Origin of the sequence: Nostoc sp. C052 (assembly GCF_013393905.1) — a bacterium.
GTDB lineage: Bacteria > Cyanobacteriota > Cyanobacteriia > Cyanobacteriales > Nostocaceae > Nostoc.
The window spans coordinates 984,332-1,000,135 of the sequence record NZ_CP040272.1; the positions used below are offsets into that span (position 1 = coordinate 984,332).

Below are 15,804 nucleotides of genomic sequence, written 5' to 3' on the forward strand. Positions count from 1 at the left end.
AAGTAGCAACATGATTGCAAACGACATTACTAAATTTGCTTTTTAAATTTTTCAATTTGGAGTCATCTATGCAGCAATATAAAGTAACATCAGATACTTTAAATATACGTTCATCACCTATTGTTAACGACACCAACCTAATCGGGGTTCTTCCAAAATCACATATAGTATCTAAAATCGAAAATTCGGATGATGATAAGTGGTTTAAGGTTGCAACTATTCTCGAAGGGAAAATTTTAGAAGGTTTTGTATCTCAAAAACTTCTTAGTAAGATTACAGATTTTCCGATCAATACTCTGATTAAAATTGGTGAAATTTCGATTAAACAAGCAGACGGAGAATCTGCAATTTTTTATGAATCAGGTATGAGCATTAATGCTGATGGTGCGCCTAATGCTTATCATCCAGCAGATACAGGAATTGATTTTTTGGCAAATGCTGGAAATCTTGGTAACTGGTGGGCAGTAGTTGTAAATCAAAATGGCAATCCTTTTATTCAGAGCAGCACCGATCCATATCCTGGATACTATATTTCTACAACTGCATTATTTGATTCTGGATTTGTTAAACACGATCCACGGCGATATGTTGATTCTACAAAAATTCCATATATCGTTCTTCCGGGAAATAGTGAGTTTACAAAGCTCACAGGCGTTAAATTAGGAGATTTTGCAGTTGTTTACAACACTAGTAACGAAAAACTTGCTTTTGCAATTTATGCTGATATTGGCCCTAAAAACCAGATAGGAGAGGGTTCAATTGCTCTATCTCATGCTCTGGGAAACGATCCATTGATCCGCTCAAGAGTCAGACGAGGAATTCCGAAAGACATTGTTTATGTTGTTTTTCCAGGTTCGGGGAATGGCCAGCCAAGAAAAATTTCAGAAATAGAAGCTGAAACTAAACGGCTTTTTGAAATATGGGGTGGGATAGAACGGATAAAGTCTCTATAATAATCCGATTGGATTTCTAAATCACTCGTAGAGAAAGGGAACAGGGAATAAAGAACAACGCGCTCTATTCTCTGTTCCCTTCATTTTGAGTAATAGCGCACATTCTAAGTTGTCACTGCTGGTTTCTTTCCATTTTTACTCTCCACACTGGCTACGAATGATGGTTGCTCAGTGCTGAGAGTTGGTGAGTCGCCTCGTAGTCGTTTACGACGCTGATTTTTAGGAATTCCTCCTGCCATACCGTACTCGACACTGCTTTTGCCATATCGAGTTGCAACTGCCATTAACATGTGTTCTGTCATATCTCCCAACTCGCTCTCTGTTTCTAGCATCTCACGATATAATTTATCCAAAGTGGAAAGAGCAGTGTTGTAGGCATTTTCTCTAGTTCGCATCGTTTCGATCAGGGTTGAGAAGGCAGGTAAAGTAAGTCCATTGCCTAAATCTAAATTCGGATCAATAGAGTTTATGCTAGCCGCACGACGCACTGCTCTTTCTAACATTAGGGAAGTTCTTTTTCTACGAGCCACGATCTGCACCTTGTAATACAGTACGGTTAATATTCTTTACCTTAAAAAATTTACGTATAGATCAGCCTGAGAGAATTCTGGCAAATCTGCAATGGTTTTTGCTACAAATGCGATATTTATCATAAATGCGCGAAATACTGAAATGAGAAAGCAAACTGGGGTTTGAGAAAGTAAAAGCTTATTTTGCTTGCGGAAAACACCAAAATGAGTAAGTAAAAGCTTATTTTACTTGCGGAAAACACTAAAATGAGAAAGTAAAAGCTTATTTTGAGTAAGTAAAAGCTCATTTTACTTGCGGAAAACACCAAAATGAGTAAGTAAAAGCTTATTTTGAGTAAGTCATAAGCCATTTTGCTTACTAAAGACCTCTTGCATAAATCAAAAATCAATAACCCCACCCCGCATTTGAGTTTCGACTTGTGTGTACACCGTAGCCTTTGTAAGGGAGGATTAAGGGGGTAAAACCCGGATTTCAAAGTAACTCCGATTTGTGTGTACACGATAGCCTTAACAAGGGGAGGAGTGTTAGGGACTTTTGCAAAAGGTCTTTAATTCAGATTACAATCGCTGGGCTAGGTACAAAGTAGTTAAGTAACCTTTGGTAATGTGACCATTAAATTTATCATCAATTAACTCAGCGATCGCATTGAAAAAATGCGCCTTTTTAAGGCTATCTAAACTTAGATGCCCAGAGTAGGTATTTAATAGGTTGAGATATGTCGCAGTATCATATTCTGCATCCCATCGATAAGAACGATATGTCACTTCACCGAAGAGGCCTGTTTGCTCAATTTCGCACGTTTTAGTAGGTACTTCATGCTCAGGACGAAGAAGCAAGTCATCCTTAAATATTTCAGGAACTAAGCGGCGATATAACTCCTGCACTTCCTCAAAGAAGCCATTACTAGCATCACTGTGTACGTGTTCATTCCAAAATAGTGCGATCGCTCCTCCAGGACTGAGCGCTTGGACAGTTTTTTCGTAGGCAATTGTGGGATCGAGCCAATGAAAAGCAGTCGCCGCAATCACTAAATTAAAAGCATTCTTTTCTACTGACCAATCCTCAAAAGCTCCAATACAAACTTCTACTTGCGGATAAGTAGCCAGTTTTTGTTGGGCAACTAAGCCGAGATTTTCACCAAGCTCAATACAAAGGATACGATAACCTCGACGCGCAAAAGTTATAGTTGCTTGACCAGTACCACAACCAATCTCTAATATCCTTCCTTGTGGAGTTATTCCTGATAGAGACACCACATCGTCAAAAAGTGCCTTTGGATATCCTGGGCGTACCTGATCATACAGCAGCGCTACCTGATTAAAAGTACTTCTTAACTGACTTCTCTCATCCGTCATAGGTTTATGCAGTCGTTTATTCTTTGAGTGCTGGCTATCTTATGCCCTGGACAACAGTTTAACAAGTCTGCATTAGGACAAATGGAATATACAAAGCGCAATGCACTGCGACTTGATACCATTAACAAACTAAGCGTCACTCTTGATTTGAGTTTACCAGCGATCGCACCGATGCACCATGCTGGTTAAAACTAGAGCTTACGCAAACAATAACCAAAACCATAATTTTCAGGTAGGGGCAATTCATGTGCGGAGTGGCTTCCCGCAGGGTATTGCCCCTACTAAGGGTATCTAATAGATAAAAGTCGCACAATGCAACCCAATAGCTCTTTTATACCCTACAGCTAATTTTTTCATCCCAAGGAGCAGGTTTTCTGACTTGCTGCCACACAGGACTATACAAGGCTTCATGCAATTCCTGTGCCATTTCTACTAACCCCGCATAACCAGCGTAAGCATGATGACGTTCATGGTTAATATCCAAAAAAGGAATTTGTGCTTTCAGTGCTGTATATTGATTGCCAGCGCCAGCAATCAACACATCAGCTTTTGTATTTTTGAGTACCTTTAGTAATGTCGGGGGAGTTCCATCAGCCAAAACCATGCCATCTTCACCAAGCAATTGCTTAATTTTGGCTTTCTCTTCTTCTGTACTCTTTTTGTCAGTAGTAGCAATAACTTCCATTCCCAAGTCTTTGGCTGCTAAAATAAGTGACCAACTTTTGACACCACCGCTAGCAAGGATAATCCGCTTACCTTTTAATTGGGAACGGTAGGGAGCTAAGGCAATATCTAGGGCTGCTGTTTCTTCTGCAATCAACCATTCTGTGCGTTCTTGAAGATATTTATCACCTAATGTTGCTGCAACATTTCGCAAGCAATGATTGAGGTTTTCCACGCCATAGAAAGATTCTTCAATATAAGGAATTCCATAATCTTCTTGCATTGAGAGTGCCATTTGCACTGCTACATTCGAGCAAATTACTACATTCAATTTGGCACGATGAGCATAGCAAACTTCTTCATAGCGAGCATCACCTGTAATTTTGGATAGAACGCGTATACCCAATCTCTTGAACAGTGGTAAAACATTCCACAATTCACCAGCAACGTTGTATTCACCAACGATATTGATATCAAATGGTGTGGTAAATTCTGGTTCAGCCGTTCCGATTACATATCTCAATAAAGTTTCATTGCCGATGCGGTTCCCGAAATTTTTACTACCTAAAAATCCTGGTGCATCTACATATATAACTGGAATACCAATTTTCTTTGCAGCCGTTTTACAGACGCTATCTATATCGTCACCAATCAAAGCAGTAACACAAGTAGCGTAGACAAATACAGCCGCAGGATTGTAGCGTTGAACAGCTTCGAGAATAGCTTTGTACAGCTTCTTTTCACCACCAAAAACAACATTATTTTCACTAAAGTTAGTAGTAAAACCAATTTGGTGTAGTTGAGAACCTGATGAAAGGCTACCATGAGTTGCCCAAGGGTTATGAGTGCAAGCAACAGGGCCATGCACTAAATGAACCGCATCAGTAATTGCTCCCACAGAAACCATCGCCCCATCAAAAGGACAATTCCCTTGAGTTGCACCTGGTTGTGCTGCTTTATTACAAGACAGTTTTTTGTTCTCGTGCAATTTTTTTTGGTTATGTACACAAGCTGTATCGTTGAGTAATTCCTTGATTGTTCCTTGGGTATTTTTCATGTATTTGCCTCGCGCTGAAGATTAATACAAAAGGGATGAAGAGTGATGAATTCTGTTAGCATCGCGGGGTGTAACCCGTGCTGAGTTTAAAAACTCTACCAAATAAAGGCAATTACAACATATCCTTTGATAAAACTGAGTTGCAAACAACACACCACACAAACTTTAACAGGTAGTAAATTCCCTATCTGGACACTTTTTGCGTTCTTCAAAGAGTTACAAAAAATAGTAACTGATGCACTAACACTTTCAGGTAAAACAGCCAACTCCTCTCACATATCTTGTTTCCGTAGGAAATAAGACTTGTTAATGCTTTTGCTATTCTTAGCTTCTCTAAATGTTAGCCTAGCATAATTTTCAAAAATGATTTACTTTTTGATTTTTTACTGTAAAAATACTCATGGCAATACTAAATCATTTGCGATCAATCGCGAATCTGCGGTTTGCAATTGTCACAAATCAACCGTTCAATTCCTGGTGATATAAATCGCGGCTACACGAGACTTTAACCACCTCCGTGGGTTAAAAAACCTTGATTTTGTATTAGTCCACGGAGGTGGACTTGGTTTGTTTAGTAGCGAATTTTATTCGCCTAATACTTTTTAAACATCCTCTAAAGGATACTCCACAGTTTACAATAGCTTGCATATAACAATATTTGAATTTCTGGAAGTTAATGATGAACAAAATAGTTCTGATTACAGGTGCTTCTAGCGGAATTGGCAAGGCTACAGCCGAAAAACTTCTTGATGATGGTTATTTAGTCTACGCATCTGCACGACGCATTGACAAATTGCAAGCTTTAGCTGCTAAGGGTGCAAAAGTTCTGGAATTGGATGTTACTCAAGACGAGTCGATGAAGTCAGCAGTAGATTTTATTATTTGTGAATCAGGCAGAATCGACATTTTAGTTAATAATGCCGGCTATGGCTCCTATGGAGCATTAGAAGATGTTCCTATTGAGGAAGCTAAATATCAGTTTGAAGTAAATGTCTTTGGACTGGCAAGACTAACTCAGTTAGTGCTTCCATATATGCGAAAAAACTCCTTTGGGAAGATTGTAAATATTACATCAATAGGAGGTAAGATTTATGAGCCTTTGGGTAGTTGGTATCACTCAACTAAATTTGCTGTTGAAGGACTGAGTGATTGTCTGCGTCTGGAACTTAAGCCCTTTGGAATTGATGTGATTATTGTGGAGCCAGGAGCAACTCTGACAGAGTGGGGAGCGATCGCAGTTGACAAATTATTGCAGACATCAGGTAACACTGCCTACGCAACAGCGGCTCAAACTGGAGCAAAATTATTAGCTTTCACCAGTGACGAGAAACTTGCATCTAAACCCGAAGTCATTGCAGACACAATCTCAAAAGCTCTCAAAGCGAAAAAACCCAAGGCACGGTATGCAACAGGAAGTGGGGCAACATTTTTGGTGACATTTCGCAAATTTGCCAGTGATGGGTTAATGGATTCCCTAATGCAATTTATGATTAAGCAAGCATCACGACGGTAGTAGAGACGGCGATTTATCGTGTCTCTCTAACTAGGGAATTTGGTAATATTAACAAAGTAAGCGATCGCCTGTTAAGCTAAACCACATCTAGTTTGCATATCTAAAATTTATATAACTCTTGTGGGGTGGGCATCTTGCCCGCCCTAATGATGCAAGTTATATGTGTAACAGCTTACCCAACTTCGGCGATATCTACGATGGCCCACGCCCTCTTCAGCAGAGAGAACAAAAATACTATGGTAAAGCGTAAGAAAAGCAATCTCCAGTGGATTAAAGAAACGCTTGAACTCAAACCCGATCATCGCTGGGAATCGCCATCAGGCTACAAAATTTTTGTAGCAGATAGAGGTGCTGTTCGCTTCAATGTTCCCCAGGATTGGGTTTTTGAGCCACAAGAAAAATCTTTCAAGTTCATGGATAAAAAACCACCTAACGATGATTGCTGCCTAGAAGTATCTTTTAATCGTCTGCCACCCAACGACTGGAGCCAGTTTCCGCTAAAACCCACCTTGAAAAAAATCATGGAAGACGACAGTCGTAACGTCATTGCTAAAGGAGAAATTGTTACCATCAAGCGCCAAACTGCCAGAATTGTCTGGACAGAGATCAAGTTTATTGATACTCAAGAAGAACCACGGGAAGCTTTTTCGCGAACTTGTATTGGTTTGGGGTCAAATGTTCAGTGCTTGATTACATTCGATTATTGGGCAGATCAAGCAGAACAATTAATACCTATTTGGGATGAAGCAATGCGTAGTCTCACATTAGGGTTATATATCCGTGACCCCATGACTGGTCTGGCTTTTCCAGACTGAGCCATAAGGATGAATCATGAGGAGGGTAGAATTAATAATACTCCTGCTCTCAATATTGGGAATGCATCTAAATCCACTCACACAGCTAATTTTAGAACGAGGTTTTGACCGATTTCAACCAGGATTAAGATCGCGTTTCGCTGCTTATCGGCTGAAATATACACTGACCTACTGTGAACCCAGTGATAATTCAGCTATGCGTCTTGATTTTGAAAGTTCATTACATCTTGGTAGAGTAACAGTTTGGGAGTCAGGAGCTTGTGAGATGGATATTTTAGAAATATCTACTGGTAACAATGTCTTTTATGAAAGTCACCAGTTCAATAACGAAAAAGAATTTCATCGAACCCTTCCAAGACTGGTAATTTTTATGCGCGATCAGGAGCTTGTGAGATGGATATTTTAGAAATATCTACTGGTAACAATGTCTTTTATGAAAGTCACCAGTTCAATAACGAAAAAGAATTTCATCGAACCTTTCCAAGACTGGTAATTTTTATGCGTGATATGTTGCAACTTAATTCAGACGATATTTAGTTAAAAACCATTATAAATAAGTGCTAGCATTTTCGTTTTTCTTAGTGCAGCAATCCTATTTGATTTGCTCTCCATAAACAGACTCAGATCCCCAGGGGAAACGCATCTAATTTGTTTTGACAAAATGTAACTCACTTGAAGTTGACAGCAACAACATCTACATTCTTTGTGAGAGTAATTATGCTAACAACAACAACTCGACAGCAGCAGTTTGATGCAATTGTGATTGGCTCTGGAATTGGTGGGTTGACGGTTGCCGCGCTCCTATCTAAGCTTTATCACAAAAGCGTTTTAGTGTTAGAACAGCATTTCACCCCTGGGGGATTCACCCATACCTTTGAGCGCAAGGGAAAATTTCTTTGGGATGTGGGGCTGCACTATGTTGGAAATATGGGAGATGGAGACACTGGTAAAGCTGTGTTTGACTATCTCACCAATGGCAATTTGAATTGGCACAAGATGCCCGATCCGTTTGAAAAATTTGTCTACCCGAACTTCACCTTTGAGGTTTATTCTGACCCCGATCGCTTTCAGTCTGATCTAATCCAGCGCTTTCCTCGCGAGCAGACAGCTATTCGGCGGTACTTTAAGGATGTCCAGAAAGCAGCATTTTGGTTTGGGGCGCATTCAATGTTGGAGCTATTTCCGGTATTGCTGCATCCTCTACTCAGGCGGTTTGTTCGTCATTTTGGGGCTATTGCTAGACAAACGACCCAGCATTATTTGAACAGACATTTTCAAGATGCCCAACTCAAAGCATTACTGGCTTCCCAGTGGGGAAATTATGGCTTACCGCCATCCCAAAGTTGCTTTGGCATTCATGGTGCGATTGTTACCCATTATTTTAAGGGCGGCTGGTATCCTGTGGGTGGGGCAAAGGCGATCGCCCAAGCCATTATTCCCGTGATTGAACAGGGTGGTGGTGTCGTCATCACCCAACGCCGAGTCACAGAAATCTTGTTGGAATCTGGGGTGGCAGTAGGAGTGAAAGCCCAAGATACAGCACATACCAAGGCAGACTTGGAAACGTACTTTGCACCTATTGTGGTGTCTGATGCCGGAGCCTTCAATACTTATGTGAAGCTGATTCCACCCAACTACGCGCTGGCAGAGCGCCAGAAAATTCAAGCGTTTCCAAAAAGTAACAGTATGGTGACGGTATATTTAGGGTTAAAAGAGAGTCCACAGCAACTAGGGTTTCAGGGTGAGAACCATTGGATTTACACGACCTATAACCACGATGCAATTACCCAAGATCCACCCATCTCTGCTGATAATTTACCTAAATTCTGCTATTTATCATTTCCATCGCTGAAAGATCCATTAGCAGAGGGACATACGGCAGAAATCATTGCCTACGTTGACTATGATTTCTTTTCGCAGTGGCAGGAACAATCCTGGCGAAGGCGAGGCACGGATTACACTGAACTGAAAGCCCAAATTACCCAATCCCTGATTCAGTTAGTGGAGCGCCACTATCCTGGCTTTCAGGATTTGATTGAGTATGCCGAACTCTCGACTCCACTGACGGTAGAACACTTTGATGCTAGCGATCGCGGTGCTATCTTCGGCATTCCCTGTATTCCTGAACGCCTGGATCAATCCTGGATCGCGGCTAGAACACCAATTAAAAATCTATACCTGACCGGAGTCGATACACTTTCACTCGGCATTATGGGAGCGATGATGGGTGGAGTGAAAACAGCAGGTGTTTTAAATGGAGCATTCGGCTTTTTTAAGATTATGACAACCATCATGAGAAGGTGACAAAGAAAGCTTTACGAGTATATGAAATTGATAAACCCAGACATGAGATGCCACGGAGGCGGGTTTCAAACACTCAATTTTTCTTTAGTCCGCGGAGGCGGACTTTGTTTGTGTAGCCGCGTTCACGCAGTGTGCCGCAGGCAATTCCATTCGCCCTGGCTTTCGTTTGACACGCGCAAGCATTGCTGTGCCGCTACCACAGATAGTTTTTCCTGTGCTAAATTTGAACTGGGATAGTCAAAAAGTTACAAAGCTATGGTTTAGGTTCTGTATGCCTAACTGGTGCGCTATCATGCGTGATGAGCGTATACCGCCGAGTACTTTAAACTATATCGTTTGATTAGCTCAGTTGGTAGAGCAATCGACTCATAATCGATGCGTCACAGGTTCGAGTCCTGTATCAATCACCCAGGAAGTTAGCTCACTGGTAGAGCAATCGACTTATAATCGATGTGTTGTAGGTTCGATTCCTATACTTTCACCCAACCCTGTCCGGGTTAAAAGACAATACCCTTCCAAGGTAGCCAATATGGTACGGATCTTAACAGATTCGAGACCCCTCCTTATTCTTAACTCTGCGGTGCAAGTGTTCTGCTGTCGGTCATCACTGGTGATGTTCGGTAGCCACAGTTAAGGAGCAAGCGCAACTGCATTTTTCCCTAACTTGAGTATGTCCCTTCGTTTTCTACATCTAGTTTTCCTTCGGGATTCTGGATTGGCAATCGAACGGTATATTTGAGCGCGGTTCTCTTTTTCTAGATTGCCATTGAGCAGTTTGGGAAAATTAACAGCAATCTTAATCCAGCTTTGGAGAAGCTTTTGCCCACACCTAAACTGTAAACACTTGCATTAGCAGAGTAAAAAAATATTTTGTATTATGTCCAGCAAAAATCTCAGCACTAACCTATTAGCGACTGAAAGTAATCTAGAAAAGTTGCAAATTGATAGTTTAGCACTTTTGCGATGGCTACGCCCGCCGCAGGCATCGCATGGTTTAGCTGAATATAATACTCCTGAAGAAATAGCCTTCGCAATGGGAATCAGCCTAGAAAAACTGCGGTTTTTAGCAACTAGTACATCCCTAATTAAACATTACCTCCCTTTCAAAATCTCAAAAAAGACAGGTGGAGAAAGAATCATTTCTGCACCAAAGCCTGAACTTAAAGCTGCTCAAAGGTGGATTCTAGAGAATATTTTAGAGAAATTAGAAATTCATAATGCAGCGCACGGCTTTTGTAAAAATCGTTCCATAGTCACCAATGCTAAACCCCATATTGGTGCAAACGTAATAGTCAATCTTGATTTAAAGAATTTTTTTCAGTCAATTTCTTACAACCGTGTCAAAGAATTATTTTGCGGGCTTGGTTATTCAGAACCTACGGCGACAATTTTCGGGTTGATTTGTACGACTGCTGAAATAGCAATAAATGGACAAATTAACTATACAGCTTCAGAAAACCGCCATTTACCTCAAGGTTCGCCTGCAAGTCCCGCTATTTCTAATCTAGTTTGCCGTAATCTCGATAGTCGTCTTGCTGCGATCGCTGAAAATATTGGGTTTTGCTATACGCGGTACGCTGACGATTTAACATTTTCTGCTTCTGAGGATGTATCGTCCAAAATATCTAATTTGATTAAAAACACTAAATTTATTATTACTAGTGAAGGTTTTACCGTTAATGATAATAAAACCAAGATTGCCGATAAATCAATGCAGCAAGAAGTAACAGGTGTTATTGTAAATACAAAATTAAATATATCTAAAAAGACATTAAAAGCCTTTCGTGCAACTCTATATCAAATTGAACAAGAAGGTTTATCAGGAAAAACTTGGGGGAAATCAACTAATTTAATTGCCGCAATTACCGGATTTGCAAATTATGTAGCAATGATTCACCCGAACAAAGGTGCAGAATTTAAATCAAGCGTGGAACGCATCAAGCAGAAATATGGTAACTCCCAAACTGATGAAGTTCGTTTTTAAATCTGCTTATTTTGCTAGAAAAATCTTGTTTAGCCAAAGCGAATGTAATTCGTCCTTTTACTTTTTTCTTGTGCTAGATTTGAACCGGGATAGCAACAAAGTCACAAAGCTGTAGTTTGGGTTCTGTATACCCGACTGGTACGCTAACCTCTGGTAATAGCGTATACCGCCCAGTACTTTCAACTATTTCACTATGAAAGTTAGCTCATTTGGTAGAGCGATCGGTGTATCGCCGATTGGTTATAGGTTCGATTCCTATACTTTCACCCAAAAACCCTCGCCTTGGGTACGGGCACCTTGTTAGGGACAAGGCCGCAGAATTATTGGGTGTTGAAAAAGACCCAATCAAAAAAAACTTTTTGTTTTTTCTACTCTGTTATGCAGGTATTTATAACAGTAAAGGAGCTAGCGCAACTGTATCTCTCCCTAACTTGAGTATGTCCCTTTGTTTCCTACATCTAGTTTTCCTTCGGGATTCTAGATTGGCAAACGAACGGCATATTTGAGCGCGGTTCTCTTTTTTTAGATTGCCATTGAGCAGTTTAGGAAAAATAACAGCAATCTTAATCCAGCTTTGGAGAAGCTTTTGTCCGCACCGGAACAGTAAAAACCTGCACTGGCAGAGTAAATAAATCTTTTGTAGTATATAGTAGTACAAGAAGCTAAAACCAATCTTTTAGCCTTTGTCTACTCAAGGAATTGATATGTAAGACATAGGTGGTATTTGAGTTCAAGCAAGGTTATAAATGTTGTTATCAAATTTTCTTAGCTGGTTGCGTTGGCGTAGCCCGTCGTAGACATCGCTACGCCCAAACCAGGCATTGCAAAGCTTACCTAAAATATCAAGTAAATTCTTTATGCAAATTACTATGTGGCAAACATTTTATATCAAACTTAACGAAATCGGCATCTTATATCATCGCAGTGATTTTAAGAAAATCTTGCAGCCGGGTACACATACATATTTTGGTCGGCATTGGCAAGTCAAAATTTATGACCTCAATCAGCCACAAGCTCAGATTGAAAACCTAGAATTGTTGTTGCGAAGTCACGAAGCGGAACTGCAACAACATTTATTGATTATCAGAACCGCATTCAACCAAGCTGCTTTAGTCCGTTGCGGTCAGAATTGGGTAAACATTGCACCAAATCAATTACGAGCTTTTTGGCGTGGTTTTATTGAGGTAGAATCTCATCTCTTTAACTTAGAAGAAAGCTTAGAATTGCCTAGTTTTTTTGTGCAGCAGTTGCGCTCAGTTACCTTGAATGGACTGAAGAAGTTCCAAATCTCCGAGTCTGAGATCGGTTTGCTATATCTGCAAAATAATTTTGTGCGACCTCTAGAATCAGGAGAGTATGCTTTTTGGTCAGTAGATAGAGATGTTACAGTCCGAACTCTCAGTCGAATTATCCCTAACCCAGATTTTCCCCTAGAAGATGTACTCATTGAAAAACATCCCGATTTTATTGCTGCTTACTGTCAAACCGTGCAATTACTGACTTCACAAGTTGCAATTGTGCGATACCGAGGTAAAGTGATTTCTATTTTGCCGCCTACAAGCCGCAAACTATTTTGGCAGGGTGTTGAAGTGGAAATTCTGGACATCAGCGCTGATGCTCAGTTACAGCCTGCTTTAGTGGCTGAGTTGGTTGAGGGTTCAGCAGAAGTGAAATTGCTCAGTCGTAACTGTTTGCATATTTGCCAAGTTCCCGCCCAGCATGTGGGACTAGTATACATTAATCAAGAGTTTCAAGGACAGCGATCGCCAGGAGTACATGCTTGGTGGTTATTTGGCCGCTCTTTTCAAACCGAAGTCATTGACCTGCGACTCCAAAATATGGAAGTATCTGGTCAAGACATCCTCTCTAAAGATAAAGTACCTCTGCGGTTGAATTTGACGGCTGGCTTCCGCATCCAAGACCCATTGAGGGCAAAAAACGGGTTATCAGATATTTCTGGGTTCTTGTACAAAGAATTACAGTTTGCTTTGCGTGGTGCAGTCGGCGAACGCAACTTAGATGGTTTATTAGAAGATAAAGGTGCAATTGATAGAAGCATCTCTGAATACATCCGCCAAAAAGCCGCAGACTATGGAATTGAAGTAGATTCTGTAGGTGTGAAAGATATTATTTTACCTGGTGAGATTAAGAGTATTTTGAGCAAGGTAGTCGAGGCAGAAAAAGCCGCTCAAGCCAACGTAGTCAGACGTAGAGAAGAAACTGCTGCTACCCGCAGTATGCTAAACACCGCCAGAGTGATGGAGGATAACCCCGTGGCATTGCGTTTGAAGGAACTCGAAGTATTAGAGAGGATTGCAGAGAAGATCGATCGCATTCAAGTTAACGGCAGCTTGGATAATATTTTAACAGACTTGATTCGGATGAATCCACAGTGATGGCATCAATAAAGTTAGCATGATTTATCAATCACAAATCTAACTCCTACCTCAGAAGCAAATATGTGACAAAATAATATTGTTGTCTTAATAGCCAATGCGATTCGCCTACCACCTATGATTTCTACCATCTCGCGCCGCTACAGCTTGGATGAATATCGTGCGATCGAAGAAAAAGCCGAAGGACGCAGCGAATATCGAGATGGAGAAATTGTACCTATGGCCGGAGGAACGCTTAAACACAGCCGCATCGGTGGCAATATTTTTGCCTTTTTCAAGTTTTTGCTGCGTGATACTCAATTTGAGCCAATTAACAGCGATTTACGGCTGTGGATTCCCGAACATCGACGTGGGGTATATCCAGATGTGATGATTTTTGACGGTGAACCGCAATTAAATGCTGAACGTTTAGATGAAGTCTTGAATCCTACGCTGATTGTTGAAGTTCTATCTCCTTCCACCGCAGATTACGACCGACTTAGTAAATTTCGGATGTATCGTTCAATTGGGAGTTTTAGGGAATATTTATTAGTCGAACAGGATGAACCTTTTGTAGAACGCTATAGCAAGCAAGCTCAAGGTTGGTTGCTCAGTGAATTTAGTGGTTTAGAGCTATCTATTCCTTTGGATTCAGTGAATATTGAATTGCCGATGGCGGAAATTTATCGCGGCGTTGTTTTTGAGTAAATTGCCTCAACTCAACCTATCTCATCCTCAATTTAATTGCACTAATCAATTTGAATTGGTGTTCAAGATGAATCAATCTAACAACTCACAAACTAACTTCGTAATTCGTTCGGTGCAGAACATTAGGGATTCACAGACACTTTATGTACTAATGATACAGAGAGTTATACATTTAGCTCCTGCTATTTTTGCTTTTCTCCTAATACTTCGTTGTCCAGATATATTACTATCTGTTGGGCAATTACTCAAAAATCCATTCGGTTTTCTACTTGATATATTTATAGATCAGTTCATTATAGGAGTTATTGTTCTAGTTCTTACAGCAACCTATTTTATCTTATTAAGTTACTTAAACAATCAAAGGAGATATTGGATTGCTGTTAATAGTTCTCACGCCATTGCATACATTAGAGTGACCTGTCGAAGTACTTACTCTATCCTAAATGAGTTATATGTTCATCCCGCGTACCGTTATTAAGGTGTCGGTTCTCAATGTATTCAGTATCTTTCCGAAGTGGTGACTAAGCCAATCTACGTTCTTCCTGGTACGGGGACACGAGGATTTTACACCCAGCTAGGTTTTTTACCTGTACCTAACGACGTGCCTCAAGAGATATCTAATTTAAGTAATGCCTTGTTGATTCTACGTTAGCTTTAATGCTAATACTTCCACTGCGCTTTCCCCGCAGGGGTTGCCGCAGGCATCGCCTGGTAATTGCTGCTATAATTTCTATACCAGTTATTGCTGCAATAAATGCCTCATTGTTGAGAGCCGGATCATTTGCGACAACGCACCTTATGGGAGGGATGCGATCGCATTACGACTGTGGACACACATCAAATACCAGTTGTGAACGATAGAAACACACATCAAACTCCAAAAAGAAGTTCATACGTCCTAGCAACAAAGGTACATCATTAGACAAGCTCCACGCAAAAACTAAGCGAACAGGCTCAAACGATCCAATCTGAGCAGATACAAGCAAACCTCTTGCTTCAACGGGTTCCAAATTACCAGCCAACCTTACAGAAATCGTCTGTTCTTCCCAAATTGCGCCTAGTTGAATACCAATACTATATGGCAGAACGCTGACGCTTGCTCCAGTATCTAACAAGCCTGAAACGTCTACTGATGAGTTACGATAGTCTAATACTAATGGTAGCTTTGGCAGCGCATCAGGAACACCAAATGTATCGTATCCCTCTGTAAAGAAAAATCTTTGAGGATTAACCATTGTGCATTTACTCGTCTGACTCTAGCAGTTGAGCAAGTTGATGTGCAGCTGCGTGGGAATTAAGTGGCGACCAAATAGGGTAAGTTGCTCCTTGCTCTAATGATGGTTCCTCATCCCTAGATAACTCTGAAACTAGAAACTGCATAACTTTCAGTTTGTCTGCACGAGTTAAATTTCGCAGGGTAGGAAATAGCTCTACGGCGTTCATAATTGTCATGCTGGAGATGAATCAACATTTCTATCTTTCCACAAATTTTATCAAGCTGCGGTATCAGTTTTGTAAATTTGAGGTTATGCTGCGTTGTGTTTTA

Annotated in this window: 15 protein-coding genes and 3 tRNA genes; 13 read left to right on the plus strand and 5 right to left on the minus strand. The window is 40.6% G+C overall.

Annotation, left to right across the window (positions count from 1 at the left end; translation table 11 throughout):
• Window positions 1–68: 68 nt before the first annotated feature.
• Entirely contained in the window at window positions 69–953 is an 885-nt protein-coding gene (locus FD723_RS04170; protein WP_179064214.1) for a glycoside hydrolase family 75 protein, read from the plus strand.
• A 104-nt stretch (window positions 954–1,057) separates the two neighbouring features.
• Here FD723_RS04170 and FD723_RS04175 read toward each other — a convergent pair whose 3' ends face one another.
• A complete protein-coding gene (locus FD723_RS04175) occupies window positions 1,058–1,483 on the minus strand; it encodes a hypothetical protein (RefSeq protein WP_179064215.1) in 426 nt (141 codons plus the stop codon).
• 558 nt (window positions 1,484–2,041) lie between these two features.
• A complete protein-coding gene (locus FD723_RS04180; RefSeq protein ID WP_179064216.1) occupies window positions 2,042–2,839 on the minus strand; it encodes a trans-aconitate 2-methyltransferase in 798 nt (265 codons plus the stop codon).
• A 27-nt stretch (window positions 2,840–2,866) separates the two neighbouring features.
• Between FD723_RS04180 and FD723_RS04185 the strand changes: the two genes are divergently transcribed.
• Window positions 2,867–3,028 (plus strand): hypothetical protein, encoded by a 162-nt coding sequence (locus FD723_RS04185; RefSeq protein WP_179064217.1) that lies wholly within the window; start codon window positions 2,867–2,869, stop codon window positions 3,026–3,028.
• A gap of 142 nt (window positions 3,029–3,170) precedes the next feature.
• Here FD723_RS04185 and nifE read toward each other — a convergent pair whose 3' ends face one another.
• Window positions 3,171–4,559 carry a nitrogenase iron-molybdenum cofactor biosynthesis protein NifE gene (nifE, locus tag FD723_RS04190; RefSeq protein WP_179064218.1) on the minus strand — a complete coding sequence of 463 codons (1,389 nt, stop codon included), beginning with the start codon at window positions 4,557–4,559 and terminating at the stop codon, window positions 3,171–3,173.
• Between the two features lie 676 nt (window positions 4,560–5,235).
• Here nifE and FD723_RS04195 point away from each other — a divergent pair.
• From FD723_RS04195 to FD723_RS42465, 11 genes are all read left to right on the plus strand, one after another.
• Window positions 5,236–6,072 (plus strand): oxidoreductase, encoded by an 837-nt coding sequence (locus FD723_RS04195; protein ID WP_179064219.1) that lies wholly within the window; start codon window positions 5,236–5,238, stop codon window positions 6,070–6,072.
• Between the two features lie 236 nt (window positions 6,073–6,308).
• Window positions 6,309–6,887, plus strand: coding sequence for a hypothetical protein (locus FD723_RS04200; protein WP_179064220.1), 579 nt, complete (start codon window positions 6,309–6,311; stop codon window positions 6,885–6,887).
• 61 nt (window positions 6,888–6,948) lie between these two features.
• Window positions 6,949–7,293, plus strand: coding sequence for a hypothetical protein (locus FD723_RS04205; protein ID WP_179064221.1), 345 nt, complete (start codon window positions 6,949–6,951; stop codon window positions 7,291–7,293).
• Between the two features lie 311 nt (window positions 7,294–7,604).
• On the plus strand, window positions 7,605–9,191 hold the full coding sequence (locus FD723_RS04210) for an NAD(P)/FAD-dependent oxidoreductase (protein ID WP_179064222.1): 1,587 nt from the start codon (window positions 7,605–7,607) through the stop codon (window positions 9,189–9,191).
• A 334-nt stretch (window positions 9,192–9,525) separates the two neighbouring features.
• Window positions 9,526–9,598: transfer RNA gene (locus tag FD723_RS04215), tRNA-Met, on the plus strand.
• 3 nt (window positions 9,599–9,601) lie between these two features.
• Window positions 9,602–9,676, plus strand: a tRNA-Ile gene (locus FD723_RS04220).
• A gap of 392 nt (window positions 9,677–10,068) precedes the next feature.
• Complete coding sequence (locus tag FD723_RS04225) at window positions 10,069–11,175, plus strand: reverse transcriptase family protein (RefSeq protein WP_179064223.1); 1,107 nt, start codon at window positions 10,069–10,071, stop codon at window positions 11,173–11,175.
• 194 nt (window positions 11,176–11,369) lie between these two features.
• Window positions 11,370–11,445 (plus strand) — tRNA-Ile (locus FD723_RS04230).
• 599 nt (window positions 11,446–12,044) lie between these two features.
• Window positions 12,045–13,571: a slipin family protein gene (locus FD723_RS04235; protein WP_179069024.1), complete on the plus strand. Its 1,527-nt coding sequence runs from the start codon at window positions 12,045–12,047 to the stop codon at window positions 13,569–13,571.
• Between the two features lie 117 nt (window positions 13,572–13,688).
• Window positions 13,689–14,258: a Uma2 family endonuclease gene (locus FD723_RS04240; protein ID WP_179064224.1), complete on the plus strand. Its 570-nt coding sequence runs from the start codon at window positions 13,689–13,691 to the stop codon at window positions 14,256–14,258.
• A 517-nt stretch (window positions 14,259–14,775) separates the two neighbouring features.
• Window positions 14,776–14,910, plus strand: a complete 135-nt coding sequence (locus FD723_RS42465) for a hypothetical protein (RefSeq protein WP_256875056.1) — start codon at window positions 14,776–14,778, stop codon at window positions 14,908–14,910.
• A gap of 166 nt (window positions 14,911–15,076) precedes the next feature.
• Here the strand turns inward: FD723_RS42465 and FD723_RS04245 are convergent, their stop codons facing one another.
• Both FD723_RS04245 and FD723_RS04250 read right to left on the minus strand, forming a co-directional pair.
• Complete coding sequence (locus FD723_RS04245; RefSeq protein ID WP_179064225.1) at window positions 15,077–15,493, minus strand: retroviral-like aspartic protease; 417 nt, start codon at window positions 15,491–15,493, stop codon at window positions 15,077–15,079.
• Between the two features lie 7 nt (window positions 15,494–15,500).
• Complete coding sequence (locus FD723_RS04250) at window positions 15,501–15,701, minus strand: hypothetical protein (RefSeq protein WP_094327414.1); 201 nt, start codon at window positions 15,699–15,701, stop codon at window positions 15,501–15,503.
• Window positions 15,702–15,804 lie beyond the last annotated feature (103 nt).

Bases quoted from the DNA above. Each gene is read 5' to 3' on its own strand.
- FD723_RS04170 (WP_179064214.1), top strand. From the start codon at position 69: ATGCAGCAATATAAAGTAACATCAGATACTTTAAATATACGTTCATCA.
- FD723_RS04180 (WP_179064216.1), bottom strand. From the start codon at position 2,839: ATGACGGATGAGAGAAGTCAGTTAAGAAGTACTTTTAATCAGGTAGCG.
- nifE (WP_179064218.1), bottom strand. From the start codon at position 4,559: ATGAAAAATACCCAAGGAACAATCAAGGAATTACTCAACGATACAGCT.
- FD723_RS04195 (WP_179064219.1), top strand. From the start codon at position 5,236: ATGATGAACAAAATAGTTCTGATTACAGGTGCTTCTAGCGGAATTGGC.
- FD723_RS04200 (WP_179064220.1), top strand. From the start codon at position 6,309: ATGGTAAAGCGTAAGAAAAGCAATCTCCAGTGGATTAAAGAAACGCTT.
- FD723_RS04205 (WP_179064221.1), top strand. From the start codon at position 6,949: ATGCATCTAAATCCACTCACACAGCTAATTTTAGAACGAGGTTTTGAC.
- FD723_RS04210 (WP_179064222.1), top strand. From the start codon at position 7,605: ATGCTAACAACAACAACTCGACAGCAGCAGTTTGATGCAATTGTGATT.
- FD723_RS04225 (WP_179064223.1), top strand. From the start codon at position 10,069: ATGTCCAGCAAAAATCTCAGCACTAACCTATTAGCGACTGAAAGTAAT.
- FD723_RS04235 (WP_179069024.1), top strand. From the start codon at position 12,045: ATGTGGCAAACATTTTATATCAAACTTAACGAAATCGGCATCTTATAT.
- FD723_RS04240 (WP_179064224.1), top strand. From the start codon at position 13,689: ATGATTTCTACCATCTCGCGCCGCTACAGCTTGGATGAATATCGTGCG.
- FD723_RS04245 (WP_179064225.1), bottom strand. From the start codon at position 15,493: ATGGTTAATCCTCAAAGATTTTTCTTTACAGAGGGATACGATACATTT.
- FD723_RS04250 (WP_094327414.1), bottom strand. From the start codon at position 15,701: ATGAACGCCGTAGAGCTATTTCCTACCCTGCGAAATTTAACTCGTGCA.